Source organism: Acetobacter sp. DsW_059, assembly GCF_002153695.1.
Lineage (GTDB): Bacteria > Pseudomonadota > Alphaproteobacteria > Acetobacterales > Acetobacteraceae > Acetobacter > Acetobacter thailandicus.
This window is the reverse complement of the sequence record NZ_JOPI01000015.1, coordinates 1-25,144: the sequence shown is the minus strand read 5'-3', so window position 1 is coordinate 25,144 and position 25,144 is coordinate 1. Positions and strand designations below refer to the sequence as shown.

Genomic DNA, 25,144 nt, shown 5'->3' with positions numbered 1-25,144 from the left:
TACCGTGCGATGCTATGAGTTTCTATGTTTTTTTCAAAAAATGTTATTTTTGTCTTGCGCTTGTGTTTGTTTAGTCGCATATGCACACCCCTTGCCACGGCTGATGCACGTGGCGTTGCTTTCCCAAAGCTGAGCGATAAAGCCGGATAATCCGTGCGGCAGGACCTTCGAGGGTAAAGGTTTTTTATTGTTTATGGCCTTATAGGCCAAGTCTTTAAGTCGCTCCTTAATACAGTGATGTAAAACGGGAGTCCTGATATCGGGGAATGTGAGTGGTGACTTCTAAAATTGCTCGTTTTTTTGCCGAAAACAAACCGGCTACACCTTGTCTTGTTGTCGATGTCGATCAGGTAGAGGCACGCTATCAGGCGCTGCGTCATGCTTTGCCACAGGCACGCATTTATTATGCTGTGAAAGCAAACCCGGCTATGCCTGTGCTTTCGCGCCTGGTTGAGCTGGATTCCTGCTTTGATGCGGCTTCATGGGAAGAGATTTCCTTTTGTCTCTCAGCCGGTGCAAAACCAGAATCGATCTCCTTTGGGAATACTGTAAAGAAAGTTCAGGCTATTCAGGCAGCTTATGTTGCAGGTGTGCGGATGTATGCTTTTGACTGCCTTGAAGAGCTGGAAAAAATTGCAGCGCATGCCCCCGGTTCGCGTGTTTATTGCCGCATTATGGTTGATAACGAAGGCGCTGAGTGGCCGTTATCCCGTAAATTCGGCACAAGCACTGAATCAGCAAAAGAACTGATGCTCAAAGCGGCTGACCTGGGCCTCGACCCTTATGGTCTGTCCTTTCATGTTGGTAGCCAGCAGCTTTCAGCCGAGGCTTATGAAGTCGCTATCAGCCGTGTCGCCAGTGTATTTTCTGAACTGGCTGACACAGGTCTGGATCTGCGGATGGTTAATCTGGGCGGAGGGTTCCCGGTCAGATATCGTCATGATGTACCGGGTATTGATCATTTCTCGCAGGTTATAAGCCACGCCATGACAGAGCATTTTGGTAATGCTTTGCCTGAAATGCTGGTCGAGCCTGGTCGTTATATCGTTGGTGAAGCCGGCGTTGTGCGTTCAGAGGTTGTTCTGGTCAGCCAGCGTGGGCGCGAAACCGGGCCTCGCTGGGTTTATCTTGATATTGGTCGTTTTGGTGGCCTGGCCGAGACAGAAGGCGAGGCTATCCGGTATGCTATTCATACGAGCCGGGATGGGTCACCTGTTGGTCCGGTTGCTATTGCCGGCCCGACCTGTGATGGCGCTGACATTATGTATGAAAAAGCACCATATGAGCTGCCTCTCTCTCTTGAATCAGGTGAGCAGATAGAGCTGCATTCTGCCGGTGCTTATATTTCGACATACTGTTCTCAGAGCTTCAACGGGTTCCAGCCTCTTAAAGAGTATTATATCTGAGGTCTGATTAAAAAAGCAGGGCAGCGGCTATTCAACCGCCGCCCTGAGACCCGCTCCTGCTGCCAGTGGGCAGAGCGGTAAAGCCGCACCCAGAAAAGCTCCCAGTAATTCAAGGTCAGGTATCCAGGGCAGACCATTACTGATGGCATCCAGTGCTGCTGCGCCAAAAATCAGCGCAGGGCAGGTGAGTGGCAGAATTAAAAGCGGCAGAAGTACATCACTCCGCCTTGCTCCCAGCACAACGGCAGCTGCCATGCCGCCAATCAGTGACAGGATCACTGACCCCAGAAATAATCCGCCTGTTAAAACCAGAATACTAACCTGTGGCAGGCCCAGCATAACAGCCATGGGAATCGCTGCGATTAAAAGAGGCAGGCCGGTTGTTAGCCAGTGTGCTGTCATCTTTGCCAGTGCGACAAGAGAGGGGGGGAGCCCAAGCAGCATGAGCTGGTCAAGTGAACCATCTTCTAACTCTGCGCCAAATAATCTTCCGAGCGGCAGAAGGGCTGCGAGTAACGCACAGACCCAGATAATACCTGGTGCCATGTGGCGTAACAGCTCTGGCGAAGGCCCCAGTGCCAGCGGGAATAAGGTCGCGGCAAGAATAAAGAAGAGAACCGCGCCCAGGGTGTCAGCACCATGCCGGCGTGCCAGGCGCAGGTCGCGCGTAATAACGGCAAAGAATAAAGGCATCATGGCGCGGCTCCTGAATGCTCATGCCAGGTCCAGTCATCCGGTGACGTATCTGGCATGACAGCCTGATCTGGTGCCGCTGGCAGGTCGAGGTGAGAGGTTGTATCCATTGGCAGAGGAACGTGTGAGGTTGCAATTATCATGCCGCCTTTTTGACGGTGGCGGGTCAGAGCCTCGCCCAGCAGACTAATAGTTGCATTATCCAGGCCAAGTGTGGGCTCATCCAGAAGCCATAAAGGGGCTTGTCTCAGTAAAACGCGGGCCAGAGCGGTACGCCGCTTCTGCCCGGCAGAGAGCTGGCGGGCGGGCAGGTCAGCCAGCTCCGGAAGATTAAAGGTTTTCAGAGCTTCGGCAATGTTGCTGCCTGCCGTGGTCGCATAAATTTTTAAGTTTTCAGTAACCGTCAGGCCAGGTTTCAGAGCCTCCTGGTGACCAAGGTAAGCGACGCGTTGTGTATGGGCTGTTATGTCATCTTTTACAGGTTGTCCCTGCCATAACAATGTACCGGCATCAGGGTGTCTTAGCCCGGCCAGAACCCTCAGAAGTGTTGATTTTCCTGCGCCATTTGGCCCTGTCAGGAGCATAGCCTCCCCTGCATGCAGGGAGAGGCTGATCTTGCTGAGAACGAGCCGCTCACCTCTGAACACACACAAAGAGTCGCCTTCGAGTAAGGGTATAACCGACATGGATGAACAACCTGGTGAAAATGAATGCCCGGAGATGGGACTTCTCCTTAATGTTACCATCAAAACCCGCAGAAGCAGGCCTGCTCGCGTTCTCGTGGTCGCAGACCGCCTTGTATCACAATGCCTCGCCGGTATGTTCTAGACCCGTAAGGATATCAAGCCGGGCATCCGGGAATCTGGATGCATATACAGCATAATGTTGTGTGTCGGCTTCCTGAGCGTATCACCAGCCACTGGCTGTGATCGGGGAGATTAAAGTAAATGAAAACCGTTGGGCACGATTCACTTAAAACCAGCCGTTCGCTTACTGTTGACGGCAAAGTATATCACTATTTTTCAATTCCTGAGGCGGCGAAGTCAATCGGTGACATCAGTCGCCTGCCTGTATCGCTGAAAGTTCTGCTTGAGAACATTCTGCGCTTTGAAGACAGCCGCTCCTATAACGTTGACGATGCAAAGGCGATTGCAGGCTGGCTCCCTTCAGGCAGCAGCACGAAGGAAGTGCCGTTTAAGCCTTCCCGTATTCTGATGCAGGACTTCACCGGTGTCCCCGCCGTTGTTGATCTTGCCGCTATGCGTGATGGCATCGTGAAGCTGAAGGGGGATGCACAAAAGGTTAACCCGCTGGTGCCGGTTAACCTGGTGATCGACCATTCTGTGATGGTTGATGTTTATGGCTCACCTGATGCGCTGCAGAAGAATATTACGCTGGAGTTTGAGCGTAATGCAGAACGTTATGCTTTTTTGCGCTGGGGGCAGGAGGCATTTGAAAACTTCTCAGTTGTTCCGCCTGATACAGGGATCTGCCATCAGGTGAACCTTGAATATATTGCACAGGTCGCCTGGACAGCAAATGTTGGTGGTAAAGACTACGTCTACCCTGACTCGTTGTATGGTACAGACAGCCACACAACTATGATTAACGGCCTTGGTGTTCTGGGCTGGGGTGTTGGTGGCATTGAGGCTGAGGCCGCAATGCTGGGGCAGCCTATTGCTATGCTTATTCCTGACGTGATCGGTTTCCGTCTCACAGGTAAGCTGCCTGAAGGGGCGACGGCTACCGATCTGGTGCTGACTGTTACGCAGATGTTGCGCCGCAAAGGTGTTGTAGGCAAATTTGTTGAGTTTTTTGGCCCTGCTCTTGATCATCTGCCTGTTGCTGACCGTGCAACGATTGCCAATATGGCGCCTGAATATGGTGCGACCTGTGGCTTCTTCCCTGTTGATAAGCTGACGCTTGATTATTTGCATGAAACAGGTCGTGACGAACATCGTATCAGGCTGACTGAAGAGTATTTACGCGCACAGGGTATGTTCCGCACGGCTGAAACACCTGAGCCGGTTTTCACAGATATTCTTGAGCTTGATCTGGCAACTGTTGTACCGTCTATTTCTGGTCCAAAACGCCCTCAAGACCGGGTTGTCCTGACTGCTGCGAAAACAGAGTTTGAAAAAGAGCTGACTTCTTCTCTTGGTATTCCGGCAAATGATGCGAATAAAAAAGCACCTGTTGCAGGAACTAACTATGAAATTGGCCAGGGTGATATCGTTATTGCGGCTATCACCTCGTGCACCAACACATCAAACCCGGCAGTACTGATTGCGGCTGGTCTGGTTGCGCGTAAGGCACGGGCTCTTGGGCTGACGCCAAAACCATGGGTAAAAACCTCCCTGGCTCCCGGCTCTCAGGTTGTTACAGATTATCTGCTTCGTGCTGGTCTGACAGAAGATCTGGATGCGCTTGGTTTTAATACCGTTGGTTATGGCTGCACAACCTGCATTGGTAACTCAGGCCCGCTGGCACCTGATATTGTTGATGCAATTGAAAACAATAATCTGGTTGCTGTTTCTGTTTTGTCAGGTAACCGCAACTTTGAAGGGCGTATCTCTCCGAACGTAAGGGCAAACTATCTTGCCAGCCCTCCACTTGTCGTTGCCTATTCTTTACTGGGTACGATGCGCCAGGATATTACGAAAGATCCTCTTGGTACCTCGAAGGATGGCAAACCTGTTTATCTGAAAGATATCTGGCCATCTAATAAAGAGATTGCTGAGCTGATGGGTTCTTCTATTAATCGTGAGGAATTTATCAAACGCTATAAGCATGTTTCTAAAGGTACGCCTGAGTGGCAGAATCTGAAGGTTGCAACAGGTTCTGAAACTTACCAGTGGGACAAAACATCTACCTACGTGCAGGACCCGCCATATTTTAAAGGTATTACACACGAGCCTGTTGCGCCGGGTAATATTGAAAATGCGCGTATTCTTGCTTTGTTAGGTGACAATATCACGACCGATCATATCTCCCCTGCCGGTGCGATTAAAAAAGACTCCCCGGCAGGACGTTATCTGATTGAAAATGGCGTTGAGCAGCGCGATTTTAACTCTTACGGCTCACGCCGTGGTAATGACCGCATAATGGTACGTGGCACTTTTGCTAATATTCGTATCAAAAATGAAATGCTTCCTGGCACAGAGGGAGGTCTTTCCAGACATTACCCTGATGGCAAAGAGGGTTTCATTTATGATGTAGCCATGAAATACAAAGAAGAGGGTACCCCTCTGGTTGTCTTTGGTGGTAAAGAATATGGCATGGGGTCCTCGCGTGACTGGGCTGCCAAAGGCACGCTGCTGCTGGGTATCAAAGCCGTTGTTGCAGAAAGTTTTGAGCGTATTCATCGTTCCAACCTGGTTGGAATGGGGGTTCTGCCATTGCTGTTTAAAGAAGGCACAACCCGAAAAACTCTTAATCTCAAAGGTGATGAGATTATTTCGTTCAAAGGGCTTGAGACAATTACACCACGTATGGATGTAACGATGACGGTTAAGCGTGCTGATGGCAGCACGCAGGATGTTCAGCTGCTCTGCCGTGTCGATACACTGGACGAAGTTGAATATTACCGGCATGGTGGCATTCTTCAGTATGTATTGCGTGGGATGACTAAAGCTGCCTGAGAATCGTTCTGTTTCTGATAAACATGACGGGGCCGGCCTGGTGCAAACCGGGTCGGCTTTTTCTGTTAAAGAGCCTGTAGTGCTGCATGCACAAAATGTGCATAAGCAATTTGGCGAAACCATTATTCTGAACGGCGTCTCGCTTGAGGTGCATAAAGGGGATCTGGTCTCCGTTATCGGGCCTTCAGGATGTGGAAAATCCACATTTTTGCGTTGCCTGAATTTCCTTGAAATACCAGATCGTGGACGGATTACAGCCGCTGGTGTGACCATTGACCGGCAGGGCGGGCCTTGGCGTCGTGCAGATGAGCATATGGCACACAGGCTGCGCACCCATGTCGGGATGGTTTTTCAGAGTTTTAACCTGTTCCCGCACCTGACGGTGCTGGATAATGTTTTGCTCGCGCCACGTATTGTTAAGCGCCAGACTGACACCGTTAAGCGTGATCAGGCTATGGCATTACTTGAAAAAGTGGGGCTGGGCCGGGTGGCCGGGCGGTATCCCCTCTCTCTTTCCGGAGGGCAGCAGCAGCGTGCCGCAATAGCGCGTGCTCTGGCGATGAACCCTGATATTATGCTTTATGACGAGCCTACTTCGGCCCTTGATCCTCTGGTTGCTGAAGAGGTGCTGAATGTGATGCGCCAGCTTGATGCAGAAGGCATGACGCAGATCGTCGTGACACACGACATGCGTTTTGCCCGTGTTGCGTCAGATACCATCGTTTATATGGATGGCGGCCATATTATTGAGGCAGGTCCGCCTGATGTTATGTGTGTCAGACCGACGGATGAAAGAACACGACGTTTTCTGGGAGCGTTGCTGTGACGCAGCATTCTACTCGTTTTTTTGCCTTTGCCCGTCATGTAAGCCGCTGGTTGCCTGCCTGCCTTATTGTGCTGGCTCTTTTTGCCGGTTCTGCCAGAGGGGAATCTCATCCTGTACGCTGGGCAGCTGATGCATCAGCAGATGTGCCTTTTACGTTTCATGACCTGAAAGATCAGACGCAGCTGACAGGTTTTGAATATGATCTGGTGCAGGAACTTGGCCGGCATATGAAAAACCCGCTGCAGTTTGTGCAAAATGACTGGGATGGTCTTATTCCCGGGCTGGAGCGTGGTCTGTATGAAATGGTTATCTGCGGTATTGAAATCACCCCTGAACATGCCGAGGGTATTGATTTCAGTGATCCGTATTATGTGACATCAGAGCGGCTTGTTGTCAGGCGTGATGGCCCGCATTTTGATACGCTTGATCAGCTTAAAGGGCATATTGTTGGTACGCTGAAGGCGACACAGGCTGAGCGTATTCTGCAAAATCACCCGGAGATAGAAATGCGCACCTATGATGAGGAAACCAATGTGTTTCTTGATCTGGTAAACGGGCGCACAGATGCTATTTTGATTGATGGGCCGATTGCTCAGTATTATGGGAGTACCAACCCCGCACTTGAAGTGGTCGGTGCACCCATAGGGCGCGTTGCCTATGGCGTTGCTTTTGCTAAAGGCAAGCATGGTGCCTTGCGTGAGCAGGTGAATACCGCTCTGGCTGCAATGATGCAGGATGGCAGCCTGCATAAAATTCTGGCTAACTGGAAGTTATGGTCACCAGAAATGGCGGCAATGACCGGGGACAGAACCACTCTGGCGGCAGAGCCTGCAGGGTGGATCAGATATACAGAGGCCTTGCACAGCGCCACGTCATGGAAGGCACGTTTCTGGCGTTATGTTAGTTTTATACCCTTCCTGGCAAAAGGGGCTGCGCTGACCCTGCTGGTATCATTATGTGCCATGGTACTGGCAGTGGCACTTGGGCTGGCCCTGGCGCTGATACGTTTATATGGTCCCCGCCCACTGGCTTCTCTGACATCTGTTTATGTTGAGGTTGTGCGCGGTACACCGTTGCTTATTCAGATTTTGTTTCTGTTTTATGGTCTGCCAGAGTTTGGTATCAGTCTTGGGCCATTTCTTGCCGGTGTGCTTGGTCTGGGTCTTAACTATGCAGCGTATGAGGCAGAGAATTACAGGGCCGGGTTACAGTCTGTCGCGCCAGGACAGATGGAGGCCGCTCTGGCTCTTAATATGACGCATTTCCAGGCCTTACGTTTTGTGGTTGTGCCGCAGGCGTTTCGTCTGGTTATGCCAGTGATGACGAATGATTTTATTTCTCTTTTAAAAGATTCATCTCTTGTCAGCGTAATCACTCTGACCGAGCTGACACAGACTTACATTCGTTTGTCTTCTACATATTTTGATTATTTTGGCACCGGCCTGATGGTCGGAGGGGCCTATCTTATTCTGGGTCTGCCATTTGTGCGTCTTGCCCGTATGGCAGAGAAGAAACTGGCGCAGCCTCACACACGGCGTGAGTGAGGCTGAAACAGGGGCGGCTAGTTATGGTATCCCGGGTCAGCTGCGATAGTTGCCGGGATAGTATTGGCCTCAAGCTTATTAGCATAGGCCTTGCGCAGGTAAGGCAGCCATTTTACCAGCCAGACATTGACTGAGTTTACAAAGCTCGCAACAGCCGGGTCATTTTGCATGCCGGTGCGTGTCCAGTCTTCAGGTGCGCCAGGGAAGTTTTTTTGTCCCGGGGTTGCAGGGCTGATGAGTGTATGAACAGAGGCGACATCGACACCTGAGCCTGATTTTGTTTTTTCAATATGTAACCATGCGGCATCAACCATAGCCGGTGGCAGGATAAACTTCATTTCCGTCAGGCGGTTAAGCGTAAACGCAAGTATGGGGCTGGCCATAAGGCCCTGCAGAGGCTGATTGGCTGCCATGAAGGAGTGGTCAAGCACGCGCACTGGTGATGTCATCCAGCATTCAGTTTGTCTGCCATCCTGTGGCAGGCTGCCGACCAGAAAATTATACCCGTTATTGCAAAGGCTTTCGAGGTTTTGAGCATTTTCTGCTGAAACAGGCTGAGTTGTTGCCTGAGCAACAATCAGGCCTGTTACCAGGCCCTGGTCGACGCGTACCAGAACAGATGACAGAACTTCACTATGATTCTGGTCATCCTGCTGGTTTGCGATAGCATGCCATTTGCCTGCGGGAAGCGGGAGCTGACGCCCGGCAAAGGGAATAACCCCGGTAAATTCGGCATCAAAAGGGGGGGCTGATGCAGTGTGGTGCTCTGCCGCTGCCTGGTCAGGCTGGCCGGAAGAATCAGCATCCTGAAAAGAGGAGGTGTCACTTCCCAGAGTATGACCGATTTTGCTGGTCAGCACTTTATATGGGGGAGCAATCTGCACCAGCCAGGGAGCCGGGAAGATAAGAGACAGCAGGGTGCACAGACAGGCAGTAAGCAGAGCAGTGCGCCATAGCGGCGCACGATTCCAGAGGCGTTTTATGGCAGACATGTTTTCAGGGCATCAGACGAGCATGGGAAGATGTAGAGTTTGGATTGTTATCAGCGGTTCTGGCCGTGATGGTGCCATCTTCTGCCCGGTCAATCGTGACCATCCGGGCTCCCTGCTGGCGGGCAACAATCAGTGATTCGCTGATCATATCTTCTATGGAGCGTACGAGGTCACGGGCAGAGGCACCATCTCCCATACGAATCTGGCGACGCATGACGTCCATCAGCAGGGTCGGGTCAATTCCGCCAACTTCAATTTTCAGGCCATAGCCTTCAATCATAGTTTCAATTTCAAGGGCAGCAACACGTGCAATATCAAGGCCTTTGAGGGCGCGGAAAACAAAGATACGATCAAGGCGGTTAAGGACTTCGGCAGCAAAGCCAGCCTGACGCAGAGCTTCAACCGATTCGGCACGCATACGGTCCGGGTCGTCATGCAGGCGGTCTGCAATCTCGGTCAGAGCTTCTGTCGCAATATTTGAGGTCAGAACAAAGATAGCCCTTACTGTTGAGACCTGCTGCCCGGTTGAGGCTTCAGTAATGTGCCCGTCATTCCATGCGGTCAGGAATTTTTTGAAAACATCGGGATGTGCTTTTTCGATCTCATCAAGCAAAACAACAGCATCTGGTTTTTCTTTAAGGCCGCCGGTGAGCTTACCATAGGTGTCTGACCCGACATATCCTTTAGGTGAACCAAAGAGCTGAGTTGCAGCATGGGGGTCACTCATCTGCGTCATATCAAAATGCAGTAAAGGGCGTTCAAGCTGCTGGGCCATCTGCTTTGCCAGATAGGTTTTACCCGTGCCAGGGGGGCCAGCAAGCAGGAAGATACCAACGGGTTTGCCACGCACCTGCAGAGCCAGGCGCCGGCGCAGCTGAGCAGCAATGTCTTCACAGACCTGATCCTGGCCGATAACGCGTGCGCGCAGATTAGCGGCAAGTTCTTCGGCATCAAGGCTGGTTTCGCGCTGCTCACGCGCCAGCATTTCTTCGAGAGCGTTGCGGTTCGTTAGTCTGCTGAGAATATCCATAATCCATCCTTGTTGGCGCAACAAACCTTTACGGGCAAGTCGCTCCGCTCTTACTTCAAATAACAGTCCGCTTATTGTCAGAATACTACCTGCTGCAGCCAGTACAGGCCATGCCGGAGCGCACCACTTCATAAAATGCCCGACAGAAGCCAGTGAAAGGTGAAGGCTGATGGCCATTTGTATGCTGGCCAGAATCAGGAAAATCACCATCATTAACGGCATCAGGCGGTTAAGAGCGGGGAGTAAACCTTTCATTGGGCAATCACAGTCATGCTTAGTGTTTGTCCACCATGAATAACAGGGAGAGCCTGAGGTCCAAACATCGTAATAACTCCAGTACCGATTCCTGACATCCCCGGGTCAGAAGCAGGCGTAACACTGACCGTGCCTGCGACCGTAATCGGGAGAATGAGAGTTTTCGGGGTGGGTGCAAGGTGCACGGTCTGAGACATTGTGCCGCATGATATCGTAACAATGCCACCGCTGCCGGTAGCGTCAAATACAGGCATTTCTACAAGTCTGAGTTCCCGACGCTTTACCGCTGCAAGAATCTGGCTTTGTTCATCGGGTGAAAATTCAGAGTGACTTAAAGCCTCAGCCGCGGAATCAGGGGAGATGAGGCGCACCTGAGTGGCCTGATTGCCCATGGAAATAATTTCCGATGAAGAGGCAGACTCCCCGGTCATGGATGATAAAAATGTCTTACCGCCGGTAAAATGAACACCCGCTCCGGCCAGGAGAATAACCGTACCTGTGAGAATACACGCAGCTTTCAGGCCAGAGGTTTTTTTTTCCTCTTCTGCACGAAGTTTTCTCTCTGGCTGAGGGGTGAAGCTCATGCGAATTGCCCAGGCAGTATAGTTAATATGGTAAGCGTCGCCGGTTGATTATAATACCGTATGAAGCCCGAAAAAGACATACAATTATAATATCGTTATGAGGCCTGAAAAAGGCATATAAGATTAACTTCAGGACACTTGCAGAGATAGTGGAAATCGCTTACACACAAATATCTCCTTTCATGAATATAAAAAATTGGGGGGTGGCCTTGACGGGCCGCCTGGTTTTGTATTGGACGCTGATCTCTCTGCTCATTCAGGCCTCGAATCCAGACTGGTTGCGCTTATTGCGCCGATGATCGAGGATATGGGGTATGAAATAGTTCGCATTTCTGTGCTCGGGCGCGAGAGGCCGACTGTACAGATTATGGCAGACCGTAAGGATGGCTCTCTGATCAGTGTCAATGATTGTGAGCGCATTAGTCGTGCTGCCGGCGCTATCTTTGATGTTGAAGATCCTATTCCGGGTAACTGGACGCTTGAAGTGTCTTCAGCAGGGATTGATCGCCCTCTTACACGCGTGAAAGACTGGAATCGCTTTGCCGGACATCAGGCTAAAGCTGAAGTGATTGTGCCATTAAACGGACGTCGTCGCTTTCTTGGTGTGGTGCTTGGTGCCGACGAGACAGCGGCACGCTTAAAGCTGGATGACGGCACGGAAGTTGCGTTGCCCCTGGCTGAAATTCGCCGCGCCCGTCTGGTTCTGACGGACGCTCTCATCGAGTCGAGTGCACGTATGGCCCGCCCGGCTGCTGCGGGTGATCACGACGAAGATAATGTAGAGTCTGATGGTTCTGCTGATTTCAGACTGAACTGATCAAGCTGCCTGTTTTGGAGAGCTGAGAGCATGGATACCTCTGTTTCCCGTCCTGAATTACTGCTGGTTGCAGATGCTGTTTCGCGCGAGAAAGGAATTGATCGCGACGAAGTGCTGGAAGCCATGGAGCAGGCCATTCAAAAGGCCGGGCGTGCTAAATACGGTCACGAAAAAGATATTCGTGCGACCATTGATCGCCGCACCGGGGAGGTTCGTCTTTCCCGCTGGACCGAGGTGGTTGAGCAGGTAGAAAATGAGGAAACACAAATTCCTCTGGCGATCGCCAAAAAATTTCAGGAAAACCTGAAAATTGGCGAATATATCGTTGACCCGCTGCCTCCGATTGATTTTGGACGTATTGCCGCGCAGACCGCTAAGCAGGTTATCGTGCAGCGTGTGCGCGAGTATGAGCGTAAGCGCCAGTATAACGAGTTTAAAGATCGTGTTGGCGAGATTGTTAATGGCACGGTTAAGCGTACCGAATACGGTAATCTTATGGTTGAGATCGGTTCGACAGAGGCACTGCTGCGTCGTGATGAGCTGATCGCCCGCGAGACATTCCGTAACTCTGATCGTGTTCGTGCTTACATCTATGATGTGCGCGACGAGCCACGTGGCCCGCAGGTTTTCCTCTCCCGTACCCATCCTGCATTCCTTGCAAAGTTGTTTGCACAGGAAGTGCCGGAGATTTATGACGGTATTATCGAAATTAAGGCTGTTGCCCGTGACCCTGGTTCACGTGCGAAGATGGCTGTTATTTCGCGTGATGCCTCTATTGACCCGGTTGGTGCCTGTGTGGGTATGCGCGGGTCCAGGGTTCAGGCTGTTGTTGCTGAACTTCAGGGCGAGAAAATTGATATTATTCCCTGGAGCCCGCAGGCGGCTACTTTTGTCGTGAATGCACTTGCTCCGGCTGAAGTGTCTAAAGTGGTTATGGACGAGGAAGCCGGTCGTGTTGAGGTTGTTGTTCCTGATGAACAGCTTTCTCTGGCAATCGGTCGTCGTGGTCAGAACGTACGTCTGGCCAGCCAGCTGACACGCTGGGATATTGATATTCTGACTGAAGCAGAAGAATCTGAACGTCGTCAGGAAGAATTCCGCCGTCGGACAAACCTGTTTGTCAGCGCGCTTGATGTTGATGATGTTATTGCAGGGCTTCTGGTTACTGAAGGTTTCCACTCAGTGGAGGAGCTGGCCTACGCTGAGCCAGACGAGCTGATTGGTATCGAAGGTTTTGACGAATCGGTCGTTGGTGAGCTGGTGCAGCGTGCGGAGTCTTTCCTTGTGAAAAAGGAAGATGATCTTGATAGCCGCCGCAAAGAGCTGCTGGTTTCTGACGAGATTGCCGATCTGGGCGTATTTACGAATCAGATGCTTGTGACTCTCGGTGAAAAGGGTATAAAGACCCTCGATGACCTTGCCGACCTGGCAGGTGATGAGCTGGTTGATATCCTCGGAGCTGATGTGATCGAGGAAGATGCTGCAAATGAAATTATTATGGCAGCTCGTGCACACTGGTTTGATGAAGGGGAGGGAGCCTCTCCTTCTGAAGGATAGTCGTCAGAGCCCTTTCAGGTCTGATAGCAGGGGATAATATTTGTCAGAGAGTGAAGCTGATACAGAAACGGGTCCATTGCGTCGCTGCGCCGTGACACGGCAGCAGGGGCAGCCTGAGGACATGATTCGTTTCGTGGTTTCGCCATTTTCTGTTATTACACCTGACCTGGGCGCGAAACTTCCCGGGCGAGGAATATGGTTGAGTGCGCGGCAGGATGTGGTAGAACAGGCCTGCAAGCGTGGTGTTTTTGCCCGGGCCGCGCGTTGTCAGGTGCAGATACCTGATGATCTGATGTTTCAGATCGAAAAAGGTCTGCATCAGCGTATGATAAATGTTTTAGGGCTTGCCCGGCGTGCCGGGCAGTCTGTGAGTGGGTTTACGAAGGTACGTGAAATGATAGCGCGGCAGCAGGCCGCAGTTATTGTGCACGCATCAGATGGCAGTGAAGATGAGTTGCGCCGGCTTTTGTCAGGTGCGCGCGAGCTGCCCGTAATCAGGACGCTTTCGGTGAAGGACCTTACGCAGGCTTTCGGTCGTGAGCGAGTGGTGAATGTGGCACTGGCGCACGGGGGCATGGCCTCCCGTCTGTGTTGCGAAAATGGGCGTTTTATCGGGGTTGCCATCAGTGCTCCCCAGGTTCGTCGGACTTTTTCGGCGGATGGGTTTGAACAGGCAGGTCAATGAGCGAAGGCAAGGATCAGGATCAGGGTAAAGGGCGTTTGTCCCTTCGGACGGCGGGTCGTTCGGACGTAGGGCGGACGGTTGATGCCGGGTCAGTACGGCAGAGTTTCAGCCATGGCCGCTCCAAGGTTGTTCAGGTCGAGGTGCGCAAAAAGCGTGGTCCCGGCTCTGGCAGCGGCGGACGTGGTGGCGGTGGCCGTACTCTGACAGCAGCTGAGCTGGCTATTCGTCAGCGTGTGCTTCTGGAGCAGAAAAAAGCAGCAGAAGAAGCTGAACGTCGCGAGGCTGAACGTCGTGAGCAGGAAAAGATTCAGATTCTTTCTGCCGCAGAAGAAGCACGTCGCCGTGAAGAAGATGAAAAGCGTGCAGCTGAAGAAGTGGTCGCTGCGGCTGAAGCCGAGCGTAAGTCACGTATCGATGCAATTAAGCCAATTGAGCTGAAGGGACCAGTTGTTTCAGCTGTTCCTATTCCGGGCGAAGTTACTCTTGCACCGCCTGTTGACCGTCTGAAGCCGCTTGCTGAGCGTGCTGTGATGCCTGCGAGGCCGCTTAAAAAGCAGCCCGCACCTCAGGCTTCTCAGTCTGCGCGTTCTCAGCCCTCGACTTCGACTACTGAACAGACTGCAGCGCCGACTCTGCGTCTGCGTGGTGGCCGTGCAGCAGAAGCTGATGAAGAGCCACGTCGTGGTGCAGGTTCGCCCCGTCGCCCTGGTGGTAATGGTGCACCTCCTCCCCGTAAGAGTGCCGGTGCACGTCGTGGTGATAGTGGTCGTCGTTCAGGCCGTATCGATGTGCGTGCAGCGATTGAAGGGGATGATGATAAAACCCGTTCTCTCGCTTCTGTACGTCGTCAGCGTGAGCGTGAGCGTCGTCAGGCCGAGCTTGAGCGCCTGCGTGCCGACCAGGTTCGTGTCGTACGTGATGTTATTCTGCCTGAAACGATTACCGTTCAGGAACTGGCAAACCGTATGGCCGCCCGTCAGGGTGAAGTTATCAAGGCTCTGATGAAAAACGGCGTTATGGCGACCGTTACACAGACGATTGATGCTGATACTGCTGAGCTTATCGTTGAAGAATTTGGTCACCGCGTTCGTCGTGTGGCTGAAAGCGATGTTGAGCTGGGTATTGAGGGTATCGAAGATACGCCTGAAAATCTGGTTGCGCGTCCGCCTGTTGTTACTGTTATGGGTCACGTTGACCACGGTAAGACATCTCTGCTCGATGCTTTGCGCACGACAGATATGGCTGGTGGCGAGGCCGGTGGTATCACCCAGCATATCGGTGCATATCAGGTGACACTGGCATCCGGTGCGAAGATTACCTTCCTCGATACGCCAGGACATGAAGCGTTTACTGCTATGCGTGCCCGTGGTGCTTCGATCACCGATGTTGTTGTTCTGGTTGTTGCTGCTGATGACGGTGTTATGCCGCAGACAATTGAAGCGATTAAGCACGCTAAGGCTGCTGACGCGCCGATTATTGTTGCCATCAACAAAATTGATAAACCAGGTGCAAACCCTGAGCGGGTTCGTCAGGAACTTCTGAGCCACGAGATTGTTGTTGAATCTCTTGGTGGTGACGTTCAGGACGTTGAAGTTTCAGCTAAGAAACGTGAAGGTCTTGATAAGCTCGAGGAGGCTATTCTGCTTCAGGCAGAAATCCTTGATCTTAAGGCTAACCCGAACCGTTCAGCTGAAGGCGCTGTTATTGAAAGCCGTCTGGATAAGGGCCGTGGCTCTGTTGCCTCTGTTCTGGTTCAGAAAGGTGTTCTCAATAAAGGTGATATCGTGGTTGCCGGCGCTGAGTGGGGCCGTGTGCGTGCTCTGGTCAATGACCGTGGCCGTCAGGTTTCTGAAGCTGGTCCGTCAACACCGGTTGAGGTTCTTGGCCTGACTGGTGTGCCTGCCGCAGGCGCTCCTTTCGTTGTCGTTGAGAACGAAATGCGTGCCCGTGAGATCTGTGAGTTCCGTCAGAGAAAACTGAAAGAACATCATGTTGCTGGTCAGGTTGCGGCCCGTGGCACACTTGATCAGATGCTGGCACGTATTCAGGCTGGTGAGCAGAAAGAAGTTGCAGTTCTGATTAAGGCGGACGTTCGTGGTTCGGCTGAAGCTCTTCAGGCAACGGTTCTTAAGCTTGCTCATGAGGAAGTTGGTGTTCGCGTTGTGAATGCAACAGTTGGTCAGATCACCGAAAGTGATGTGCAGCTGGCTAAAGCTTCTGACTCTGTAATTATTGCCTTTAACGTGCGTGCAACCTCTCAGGCTCGTCTGCTGGCGCAGCGTGAAGATGTTGATATTCGTTATTACTCCATCATCTACCAGGTGGCTGATGATGTGGAACAGCTGGTTCGTGGCAAGATTGCTCCGAAACATCGCGAAGTGTTCCTTGGGTATGCCGAAATTCGCAAGGTGTTTGATATTACCCGTGTGGGTAAAGTGGCCGGTTGTTATGTCACAGAGGGCGTTGTGAAACGTGGCTGTGGTGTACGTCTGCTGCGTGACGGTGTGGTGATCCATGAAGGTGATCTGAGCCAGCTCAAACGCTTTAAAGATGATGTTAAAGAAGCCGCCAAAGGCTACGAATGTGGTCTGTCTTTCGCCGGGTACAATGACCTGCGCGAAGGTGACGTGGTTGAATGTTTTGAAAGTGAACTGGTTCCGGCATGAGTCGTCACGGGTCAGATAAGTCGAAACACAGTGGGCCGGCGGGGTATCTCGCCGGTCTTTCACCATCAGGCCCCTCGCAGCGTCAGCTGCGTGTAGGCGAAGAGGTGAGGCGTGTTCTGGCTGAGTTATTCTCTCGCAGCACATTTCGTAACCCCGAGCTTGCTGGTATTATGGTGACTGTGACTGAAGTCCGCCTGTCACCAGATTTCAGACATGCTACGGTTTTCGTTGCTCTTATGGGGCAGAGCGATATTGAGGCGCATCTGCCGGCTCTGAAAAAAGTGGCTCCATGGCTGCGCTCTCAGATGTCGCGTAAACTGCGCCTGCGTATTGTGCCGGAGCTGCATTTTCAGCCTGATACAACACTTGATCAGGCCATGCATATGAATGCCCTGCTCAGATCACCTGACGTTATGCGTGATCTCGACGAAGAAACAGATGAAGAGGCTGAAGACTAGCCTCTTCTTCGCTGCTTATTTTTTCCATTCCTGAACAACCGGGCGGATTGCAAAGTTACTTTGAATCCGTACCACTCCTGGCATGCGGGAAAGCTCTTCTTTATGAATGCGCTCGTAGTCTGACATATCTCGTGCTTCAACGCGCAGCAGATAATCGGCATCGCCTGTCATCAGATAACATTCTTTGACTTCCGGGCAGTTGCGAACACTTTTCTCAAATTGCCCCAGACATTCTTCAGTTTGCCGTTCAAGTGTAATCTGAACAATTACGGTAGCCATAGAGTGTGTTGCATTACGATCAACAATGGCCCGATATCCCTGAATAATTCCGGTTTGTTCAAGCAGTTTGACACGCCGCAGGCACGCTGATGGCGAAAGCCCGACGCGGTGTGCCAGCTCAGCGTTTGTCAGGCGGCCATCCTGTTGCAGATGCCGGAGTATGAGATCTGTCATACGATCGAAGATCATAAGTGTATTTCCACACTATTCGTATATTCTGTAAGAAACAGGCTATTATTTGCATTATTCTGCGTCAGATTCGCAGGATATATCGTAGTTTCTCTGCTAAAATTGTAAGATAAAAACAATATAGGTGGCATGATGCCTTCTCTCGTAGCTTCAGACGTACGCTGGCCTGCCAGCAGAGCAGGTGCGGTGCTGACAGTTGATCTTGCAGCCCTTGCTGCGAACTATCGTTTTTTGACGCATAAGGCAAAAAAAGCTGTCTGTGCGGCGGTGGTTAAAGCAGATGCATATGGGCTTGGCGCAGAGAAGGTTGTTCCTGCTCTTCTCAGATCTGGCGCGCGGGAGTTTTTTGTTGCCCATGTCGATGAAGGGCTTGCTCTGGCTCCATTTTTATCAGAGCAGGCTCGCATTTCAGTTTTGCACGGTGCACGGCCCGGGGCACTTGAGGCCTGTATTGCCGCCGGTATGCGCCCGGTACTGAATTCGCTGGAGCAGATCGGGCAGCTGAAAGCTCTGGCCGCGCGTTTGGGCCAAAAACAGGATGCGATTTTGCAGGTTGACACGGGCATGTCCCGCTTCGGGCTGTCTCAGGCAGATGTGCATAAAATTGCACATGACCCCTCTTTGCTTGATGGAATTTCGCTGTCTCTCATTATGAGCCACCTGGCCTGCGCTGACACGCCGGAAGACCCGGCAAATAAGCAGCAGCTGGATTGTTTTTTATCCTGTGCCCGTATGCTTCCACCTGCACCGCTGAGTCTGGCCGCGTCTTCGGGTATTTTTCTGGGGGAGGCTTTTCATGGTGATCTGGTCAGGCCCGGGGCTGCATTATATGGAGTTGCTCCCAATAAACAGAGCCCGGATGTGATCCGTCCGGTTGTGCGTCTGCAAACGCATGTTCTGCAACTTCGTCAGCTCTCTCCTGGTGACAGAGTGGGGTATGGTCTGACCTGGCAGGCAACAGAATCGTGTCGTGTTGCTGTACTGGCGACCGGATATGCTGATGGTTTTGCGCGACAGGGTGCGCAGGCTGGCTGTGCCTGGTTCAAAACATGGCGCCTGCCGGTGCTTGGGCGCATTTCCATGGATTCGATGGTGGTTGATATTTCAGCCGTGCCTGAAGCAGAGGTTAAACCTGATATGCTGGTTGACCTGCTGAATGCCCGTCATGGTGTAGATGAGGTTGCCCGGGCAGAAGGCACAATTGGTTATGAAGTGCTGACCTCACTGGGTCGAAGATATCATCGCGTTTATCAGCACGACTCCGCGACTGAAGACGCTAATTATGAAACAGAGGCAGTCTGATGAAAGTTTTTGTTCTTGGTGGCGGCGTTGTCGGTGTGACTTCGGCCTGGTATCTGGCGCAGGCAGGACATGAGGTAACGGTTATTGACCGTCAGCCTGGCGTGGGAATGGAGACCAGCTACGCCAATGCAGGGCAGGTGTCGCCCGGTTATTCAGCGCCATGGGCGGGCCCTGGTGTGCCTGTCAAAGCTGTAAAATGGCTACTGATGAAATATCGTCCGTTTGTATTCTGGCCAATGCCTGACCCGCATTTGTGGCGGTGGCTGGTGCAGATGCTCGAAAACTGCACGAGCGTGGCTTATGACCGCAATAAAGGCCGCATGGTCAGGCTGGCTGAATATAGTCGTGATGTGATGCGCGATCTGCGCAATGAAACCGGCATTCGCTACGATGACCGTCAGCAGGGTACATTGCAGGTTTTTCGTAAGCAAAAGCAGTTTGATTCTGCCGGCGCTGATATTGCTGTGCTGAAACAGTACGAAGTACCCTATGAGGTGCTTGATCGTGCGCAGTGTGTTCAGGCTGAGCCAGGGCTTGCCAGCGCCGCTCATAAAATCGTCGGTGGTTTACGTTTGCCGACTGATGAAACAGGCGATGCTTTTCTGTTTACGCAACGCCTTGCTGCTATGGCCGAAAAAGCTGGTGTGAAGTTTCTTTATAACACGAGAATTGAAAGACTGGTTAAAGAAGGCGAAAAGATTACGTCAGTCGTGACGAGCAGAGGTGTGATCAAAGCTGATGCTTATGTGCTGGCTTTAGGCAGCTTTTCACCCTCTTTGCTGCGCCCGCTTAATATTCACCTGCCAGTTTACCCGGTTAAGGGATATTCTCTTACGGCAGATATTAAGGATGAAGCCCGGGCACCTGTTTCAACTATTATGGATGAAACATTTAAAATTGGTATTACCCGCCTGGGGGATCGGGTGCGTGTTGGTGGCACCGCTGAACTGGCAGGTTTCAGCCGCAATTTACGCAAACATCGTCGTGAAACCCTTGAGCATTCTGTGACGGATTTGTTCGCCGGGAGCTGTGATGTTTCCGAAGCGGTTTTCTGGAGTGGCCTTCGTCCTATGACGCCGGATGGTACACCCGTTATTGGTACAACAGGGCTCAGAAACCTGTTTTTAAACACAGGGCATGGTACGCTGGGCTGGACAATGGCCTGTGGGTCGGCGCGGGTGCTGGCTGATATTATATCCGGCCGCAAAACTGAGATCCCGAGTCAGGATCTGAATATTTTTCGTTATAAAATATAAGGCGGGCAGAGAGTTGCCGGACAGTAGTCCGGCAGTCTTTCAGCTTTGATACGACGCAATTTCTATCAGGTTTTCATCAGGGTCGTGGCAGTAGACGGAGGTGATGGGGCCAAGAGCACCAAGCCGGGCGACCGGGCCTTCAACGATAGCCACGCCACACTGTCTGAGATGGTCGGCAATATCCTCACTTGTAACAGCGGTGACAAAACACAGGTCGTTGCCGCCAGGCAGAGCGTGAACAGCCGTGTCCCAGCCAGTTGCGTCATAGGGGCGTAAATTGAGCTTCTGGCCACCAAAACAAAGCGAAGTACGGTTGTTTCTGCCGTATTCTTCCCGGTCCATACCCAGAACGCGCTGATACCATGAGGCCGAGATTTCGAGGTCTTTAACGGTCAGGACTGCGTGGTCCATCCGGTCTACAGTAAAACGCATGGAATAGCTGCTTCCTCAGAGCTGGCCCGCCCCCTGATCAGGAGGCGGGTACAGCAAGATTAACTCAGCTCAGCGTAGAAATCATGCCCTTTGTCGTCAATAACAATAAAGGCAGGGAAGTCTTCAACTTCAATTTTCCACACAGCTTCCATACCCAGTTCGGGGTATTCGAGCACTTCTACTTTACGAATACAGTCCTGAGCCAGTCTGGCAGCAGGGCCACCTACAGAACCAAGATAGAAGCCACCATATTTCTGGCAGGCATCCTTCACAGCTTTTGAACGATTCCCTTTTGCCAGCATGATCATTGATCCGCCATGGGCCTGCAGTTCATCAACATAAGAATCCATACGCCCGGCTGTCGTCGGACCGAAAGATCCTGTTGGCATGCCTGCTGGTGTTTTGGCTGGTCCGGCATAATAAACCGGGTGATCTTTCAGATATTGTGGCAGATCTTCCCCGCGTTCGAGGCGTTCTCTGAATTTGGCATGAGCAATGTCACGGGCGACAATGAGCGTGCCGGTCAGAGCAACACGTGTTTTAACCGGATAGCCTGAGAGTTCTTTACGAATTTCATCCATGGGTTTGCTGAGGTTAATTTTAACAGCCTCACCCTCCAGATGTTCGTCTGTCGTTTCTGGCAGGAATCGTGCGGGATCATGCTCGAGCTGTTCAAGGAAGAAGCCTTCAGCCGTAATGCGTGCTTTAACCTGACGGTCAGCAGAGCAGGAGACACCAATACCAACAGGCAGAGAAGCACCATGGCGTGGCAGGCGAATCACTCTCACGTCGTGGCAGAAATATTTGCCGCCAAACTGTGCACCAATACCCAGTGTGCGGCTGAGCTGAAGCACTTTTTCTTCCATTTCAGTATCACGGAAGGCATGACCGCCAATACTTCCGGATGTCGGCAGTTCGTCATACCAGTGCGTTGAGGCCAGTTTGACTGTTTTGAGTGTCTGTTCAGCTGACATACCGCCAATGACTATTGCAAGGTGATAAGGCGGGCAGGCAGATGTTCCCAGTGTCTTAATTTTGGTGTCGAGCCAGTCAAGCAGTTTCTGCTCAGAGCCGAGCAGGGCGCGCGTTTCCTGAAACAGGAAGGTTTTATTGGCGGAGCCACCACCCTTCGCTACGAACATCAGGTCGAACTGCTCGTCGTGGTAGGTGGCAGGGTTTGCCAGAATATCGCACTGTACAGGCAGATTGGTGCCGGTATTTTTCTCTTCAAACATAGAGAGAGGCGCCATCTGTGAATAACGCAGGTTCGTACGGGTGTAGGTTTCATACACGCCTTTGGAGAAAGCAACTTCTTCGTCGCCATCACACCAGACGCGTTGTCCTTTTTTACCAAAGACGATCGCTGTCCCGGTATCCTGGCACATAGGCAGTACGCCGCCTGCTGCAATACAGGCGTTTTTCAGCAGGTCGAGGGCCACAAAGCGGTCATTGTCAGAAGCTTCGGGGTCTTTGAGAATAAGAGCGAGTTTTTCAAGATGTGCTGGGCGCAGGTAGTGCGCGACTTCATGAAAAGCCTGCGCTGTCAGCTCTGTCAGGGCTTCAGAGGTAACATGCAGGATTGTTTTACCGCCACAGTGTGAAGTGCTGACGCCATCGATATCAAGCTTACGGTAACGGGTTTTATCTTCCCCGGTGGGGAAGAGGGGAGAGTAAGCGAATGCAGGGGGCGCAGACGGGCGGGGGGGCTGACTGTTCATGTGAAATCATCTCCATGGCCGTGGCCCCCTTTTTAACCGGGAGCCTTTAACCGGGTGATGGGCCTTTTTTACGAAAAGCGTCAAGGCTTACCACCTGGGAAGAGCCATCACTTTCTGATGTGTGCTGTTCTGCCGTGTGCGTTTCATCTGGTGTTTTGGCTGTAGTTTCAGGCTCTTTTTCACTGAAATGCAGAGACAGGTGAATCGCCGGGTCAGCAAACGTTGTGATCGCGTTAAACGGAATAACCAGGGTCGAGCTTACGCCCCCAAAAGTCAGGTCAACGGAGATCTCAGAGGTTTCGCGGCTGACTTTAAGATTCCAGAACTGGTGTTGCAGTACAATTGTCATTTCATGCGGGTACTGCGCGCGCAGACGCGAAGGGATATCGACCCCTGGAAAATCGGTGCGGAAAGTCAGGTAGAAATGATGCTCACCCGGCAGACCGTTTTTGCTGACATGCTCAAAAGCGCTGAGCATGACCTGACGGTGTGCCTCTTCAAGCCACGTCTCATAAGGCAGCTCGCTGTCAAACGGGAAGCCCCCACCCCCCTGGGTGTTGTCATAATCGTCGGTCATAAAGGCTCTCCTTTAAACATGATGGTTTGCGCTGCTAAAACAGAGCTTGTCATTATGGAGGCATTTATATGCCAGAGATCAGCCGCGCGGGCAAAGACAAGGTGAGAATGAGGGCATAAAATTTAATATTTTTTTGTCATGGCCGGCAGGGCAGAAATACAGGCTGTGCTGACGGGCTTCAGTAATAGCCGTGTTTGCCTGATTCAGCATAACACAAGCCAGTATGTGTTATCCGATACAGTAAGGAACATAATTGCGATATTTCTTTTCTATATCGTGTATTTTTCCATATTTTATTTTCGCTTCAGACTTGTGGCCGTAGCTTATGGATGTGTCGTTTTTTGTCGGGGTTGTCGGTCTGACATCTGAAGTGGGAGGGCTTCTGTTGCCCGGTGCCCTCCCGAACCGCGCTTATCGCTTATGCAGCAACAGCGAGCACCTCAGTGTTATCATTGGCACTTGTAAGTTTAGCCCGATAACGGCGGTACAATGCCGGGCAAAAGGAAGGTCTTTACCACGCGTGTCGAGCCTGTTTCGTCCCCATCTGCCTGAGCCGCAAAGCCCCAGTGTATATGGTGGAGACGCCGGGTACTGCCCCCGGGTCCACTACGCTTATTCCACGTTCCGTTTATCGCCATAGCCAAGGGTCGAACCCTCCTGCACCTCTGTATATAGAGAGAGGGGAGGCGAATTGCAAGATCACGTCTGGCATCACAGAGGTGGGTGGTGTAACAGGTCAGGCACCAGATTGTTTGAGCTTTTCGGGGGGAGCCGCAATGTCCTTGACTGATGCCCAGCGTGCAGAAATCGCTGCTCATGCCAGTGAAACCACGCCAACGCGCCGGCCAACAGTGCCGTCACTTGAGGCTATGCTGTATGCGCCTCAGAATGTGCTGGATCACGGTTTTATTCGTGTGATTGATTATATGGGTGATGATTCTGCCATTGTGCAGGCCGCGCGTGTGTCCTACGGGCGTGGTACGCGCAAAGTGTCAGAGGATGCCGGGCTGATCCGTTATCTTATGCGCCATCGTCATTCCTCTCCTTTCGAGATGTGTGAAATTAAATTTCACGTCAAACTGCCGATATTCATTGCCAGACAGTGGATTCGTCATCGTATGGCCAGTGTAAACGAGTATTCTGCACGCTATTCTATTCTTGATAGTGAGTTTTATCTGCCCGCACCTGAGCATATGGCTGCACAGAGTGAAGTGAACCGTCAGGGACGTGGTTCAGTACTGAACGGAGATGATGCCGCTGAGGTGCTGAATCTTCTGCGACAGGATGCGATGCAGACATACAGCCACTATGAAACCATGCTGGATGCTGAAAATGGTTATGGCCTGGCTCGTGAGCTGGCACGTATTAACCTGACTTTGAACACTTACACGCAGTGGTACTGGAAGGTGGATCTGCATAATCTGATGCACTTCCTGGCGCTGCGTCTTGACCCGCATGCTCAGTATGAAATTCGTGCTTATGCCGAGGAAATGCTGAAAGTTCTGCACGCATGGGTGCCACAGACGGCGAAGGCTTTTGAAGAATATCGCCGTGGTGCGGTTACGTTCTCAGCAAGCATGATTAAAGTGTTGCGGCGTATGCTTGCAGGTGAGGCCGTTGAGGTAGCGGACTCTGGTCTGAGCCGGCGCGAGTGGGATGAGATGATGGCTGTGCTCAGGGAGCAGTCATAATTACCTGCACTGTATAAAAGGACGTTCCTGGTGCAGGAAGAAGAAAATTTAAAACAAGCGTCTTTCGAAGAGAAAGAATCGTTTGAAGAGGGCGAAGTGTATCAAATCACTTCGCCTTCATCATTGCCAAGCCTTACCCCTTTTGTGGTGGTAGCTTTGTTTCTGGCCGGAGTGCTGGGCATTTTATGGTGGACCAGCCCCGCTGACCAGAAAGACAAGAGTGTTTATATCTGTCACTCCACACAGACAGAAAGCGGTCAGGGCTTTTGCTTTCGCTGATAGCAGATGAGCTATGTGTTTTCTGTGTGTAGTCACCTTCTTCCATAACTTATAAGACGACGCCTGCCGGGTGATATGCTGTGACATACAGCATAAAACGATCACGTATGCGTGAATCGAGGGTCCCGCCTGCCAGCATGATGGTGTTTCCTGACCTGTCTGCCCGGATCATAAAAATCTTCCCAGACGACATATTCCCGTTTTGTTCCTTATGTTTTTATAAATTATTAAGGTTATTATTAATGAAATTCTAACATAATTTATTTT

Annotated in this window: 23 protein-coding genes and 1 other RNA gene; 14 read left to right on the top strand and 10 right to left on the bottom strand. The window is 51.7% G+C overall.

Going from position 1 to position 25,144, the window contains the following annotated elements; translation table 11 throughout:
* Positions 1-275 precede the first annotated feature (275 nt).
* Complete coding sequence (locus HK25_RS04300) at positions 276-1,406, top strand: type III PLP-dependent enzyme (protein WP_086635434.1); 1,131 nt, start codon at positions 276-278, stop codon at positions 1,404-1,406.
* Between the two features lie 27 nt (positions 1,407-1,433).
* Here the strand turns inward: HK25_RS04300 and ccmB are convergent, their stop codons facing one another.
* Together ccmB and ccmA are read right to left on the bottom strand one after the other, a co-directional pair.
* Positions 1,434-2,102, bottom strand: coding sequence for a heme exporter protein CcmB (gene ccmB, locus HK25_RS04295; RefSeq protein ID WP_086553884.1), 669 nt, complete (start codon positions 2,100-2,102; stop codon positions 1,434-1,436).
* A complete protein-coding gene (gene ccmA / locus HK25_RS04290; RefSeq protein ID WP_086635427.1) occupies positions 2,099-2,785 on the bottom strand; it encodes a heme ABC exporter ATP-binding protein CcmA in 687 nt (228 codons plus the stop codon). The genes ccmB and ccmA overlap by 4 nt, the downstream gene beginning before the upstream one ends.
* Here ccmA and HK25_RS12925 point away from each other — a divergent pair.
* The 4 genes from HK25_RS12925 to HK25_RS04275 all read left to right on the top strand — a co-directional run bounded on the left by HK25_RS12925 (position 2,784) and on the right by HK25_RS04275 (position 8,110).
* Positions 2,784-2,927, top strand: a complete 144-nt coding sequence (locus HK25_RS12925; RefSeq protein ID WP_158092916.1) for a hypothetical protein — start codon at positions 2,784-2,786, stop codon at positions 2,925-2,927. The genes ccmA and HK25_RS12925 overlap by 2 nt on opposite strands.
* Before the next feature lie 119 nt (positions 2,928-3,046).
* Positions 3,047-5,740 (top strand): aconitate hydratase AcnA, encoded by a 2,694-nt coding sequence (gene acnA, locus HK25_RS04285; RefSeq protein WP_086635426.1) that lies wholly within the window; start codon positions 3,047-3,049, stop codon positions 5,738-5,740.
* 40 nt (positions 5,741-5,780) lie between these two features.
* Positions 5,781-6,566: an amino acid ABC transporter ATP-binding protein gene (locus HK25_RS04280; protein ID WP_086553887.1), complete on the top strand. Its 786-nt coding sequence runs from the start codon at positions 5,781-5,783 to the stop codon at positions 6,564-6,566.
* A gap of 50 nt (positions 6,567-6,616) precedes the next feature.
* Positions 6,617-8,110: an ABC transporter substrate-binding protein/permease gene (locus tag HK25_RS04275; protein ID WP_086635433.1), complete on the top strand. Its 1,494-nt coding sequence runs from the start codon at positions 6,617-6,619 to the stop codon at positions 8,108-8,110.
* A 17-nt stretch (positions 8,111-8,127) separates the two neighbouring features.
* On the opposite strand, the gene HK25_RS04270 is transcribed toward HK25_RS04275, so the two are convergent.
* From HK25_RS04270 to HK25_RS04260, 3 genes are read right to left on the bottom strand one after another with little or no spacing between them, the layout of a single operon-like run.
* Positions 8,128-9,102, bottom strand: coding sequence for a hypothetical protein (locus HK25_RS04270; RefSeq protein ID WP_086553888.1), 975 nt, complete (start codon positions 9,100-9,102; stop codon positions 8,128-8,130).
* A gap of 4 nt (positions 9,103-9,106) precedes the next feature.
* Positions 9,107-10,387 (bottom strand): AAA family ATPase, encoded by a 1,281-nt coding sequence (locus HK25_RS04265; protein WP_086635425.1) that lies wholly within the window; start codon positions 10,385-10,387, stop codon positions 9,107-9,109.
* Positions 10,384-10,971, bottom strand: a complete 588-nt coding sequence (locus HK25_RS04260; RefSeq protein ID WP_086635424.1) for a hypothetical protein — start codon at positions 10,969-10,971, stop codon at positions 10,384-10,386. Before HK25_RS04260 ends, HK25_RS04265 begins: the two co-directional genes overlap by 4 nt.
* Before the next feature lie 232 nt (positions 10,972-11,203).
* Here HK25_RS04260 and rimP point away from each other — a divergent pair, with 232 nt between their 5' ends.
* From rimP to rbfA, 5 genes are read left to right on the top strand one after another with little or no spacing between them, the layout of a single operon-like run.
* Complete coding sequence (gene rimP, locus HK25_RS04255) at positions 11,204-11,788, top strand: ribosome maturation factor RimP (RefSeq protein ID WP_086635432.1); 585 nt, start codon at positions 11,204-11,206, stop codon at positions 11,786-11,788.
* 30 nt (positions 11,789-11,818) lie between these two features.
* Positions 11,819-13,345 carry a transcription termination factor NusA gene (nusA, locus tag HK25_RS04250; protein ID WP_086553891.1) on the top strand — a complete coding sequence of 509 codons (1,527 nt, stop codon included), beginning with the start codon at positions 11,819-11,821 and terminating at the stop codon, positions 13,343-13,345.
* Positions 13,346-13,385: 40 nt separating this feature from the next.
* The gene (locus tag HK25_RS04245) at positions 13,386-14,030 is read left to right on the top strand and encodes an RNA-binding protein (protein WP_233127679.1); all 645 of its coding nucleotides are present in this window, start codon (positions 13,386-13,388) and stop codon (positions 14,028-14,030) included.
* Positions 14,027-16,696: a translation initiation factor IF-2 gene (gene infB, locus HK25_RS04240; RefSeq protein WP_086635423.1), complete on the top strand. Its 2,670-nt coding sequence runs from the start codon at positions 14,027-14,029 to the stop codon at positions 16,694-16,696. The genes HK25_RS04245 and infB overlap by 4 nt, the downstream gene beginning before the upstream one ends.
* Positions 16,693-17,154, top strand: coding sequence for a 30S ribosome-binding factor RbfA (rbfA, locus tag HK25_RS04235; RefSeq protein ID WP_086553893.1), 462 nt, complete (start codon positions 16,693-16,695; stop codon positions 17,152-17,154). The genes infB and rbfA overlap by 4 nt, the downstream gene beginning before the upstream one ends.
* 15 nt (positions 17,155-17,169) lie before the next feature.
* Here rbfA and HK25_RS04230 read toward each other — a convergent pair whose 3' ends face one another.
* Positions 17,170-17,622 (bottom strand): Lrp/AsnC family transcriptional regulator, encoded by a 453-nt coding sequence (locus HK25_RS04230; protein WP_086553894.1) that lies wholly within the window; start codon positions 17,620-17,622, stop codon positions 17,170-17,172.
* Between the two features lie 132 nt (positions 17,623-17,754).
* Here HK25_RS04230 and alr point away from each other — a divergent pair, with 132 nt between their 5' ends.
* Complete coding sequence (alr, locus tag HK25_RS04225; RefSeq protein ID WP_086635431.1) at positions 17,755-18,924, top strand: alanine racemase; 1,170 nt, start codon at positions 17,755-17,757, stop codon at positions 18,922-18,924.
* Positions 18,924-20,180, top strand: a complete 1,257-nt coding sequence (locus HK25_RS04220; protein WP_086635422.1) for a D-amino acid dehydrogenase — start codon at positions 18,924-18,926, stop codon at positions 20,178-20,180. The genes alr and HK25_RS04220 overlap by 1 nt, the downstream gene beginning before the upstream one ends.
* A gap of 39 nt (positions 20,181-20,219) precedes the next feature.
* On the opposite strand, the gene HK25_RS04215 is transcribed toward HK25_RS04220, so the two are convergent.
* The 4 genes from HK25_RS04215 to ssrA form a co-directional block, all read right to left on the bottom strand.
* Entirely contained in the window at positions 20,220-20,612 is a 393-nt protein-coding gene (locus HK25_RS04215; protein WP_086553896.1) for a VOC family protein, read from the bottom strand.
* 59 nt (positions 20,613-20,671) lie between these two features.
* On the bottom strand, positions 20,672-22,330 hold the full coding sequence (locus HK25_RS04210; protein WP_086553897.1) for a fumarate hydratase: 1,659 nt from the start codon (positions 22,328-22,330) through the stop codon (positions 20,672-20,674).
* A 46-nt stretch (positions 22,331-22,376) separates the two neighbouring features.
* Entirely contained in the window at positions 22,377-22,907 is a 531-nt protein-coding gene (locus HK25_RS04205) for an SspB family protein (protein ID WP_086635421.1), read from the bottom strand.
* 369 nt (positions 22,908-23,276) lie between these two features.
* Positions 23,277-23,608: a transfer-messenger RNA gene (ssrA, locus tag HK25_RS04200) on the bottom strand.
* 75 nt (positions 23,609-23,683) lie between these two features.
* Here ssrA and thyX point away from each other — a divergent pair.
* Both thyX and HK25_RS04190 read left to right on the top strand, forming a co-directional pair.
* Positions 23,684-24,598, top strand: a complete 915-nt coding sequence (gene thyX, locus HK25_RS04195) for an FAD-dependent thymidylate synthase (protein WP_086553899.1) — start codon at positions 23,684-23,686, stop codon at positions 24,596-24,598.
* 30 nt (positions 24,599-24,628) lie between these two features.
* Positions 24,629-24,877 carry a hypothetical protein gene (locus HK25_RS04190; protein WP_086635420.1) on the top strand — a complete coding sequence of 83 codons (249 nt, stop codon included), beginning with the start codon at positions 24,629-24,631 and terminating at the stop codon, positions 24,875-24,877.
* Positions 24,878-25,144: the final 267 nt, after the last annotated feature.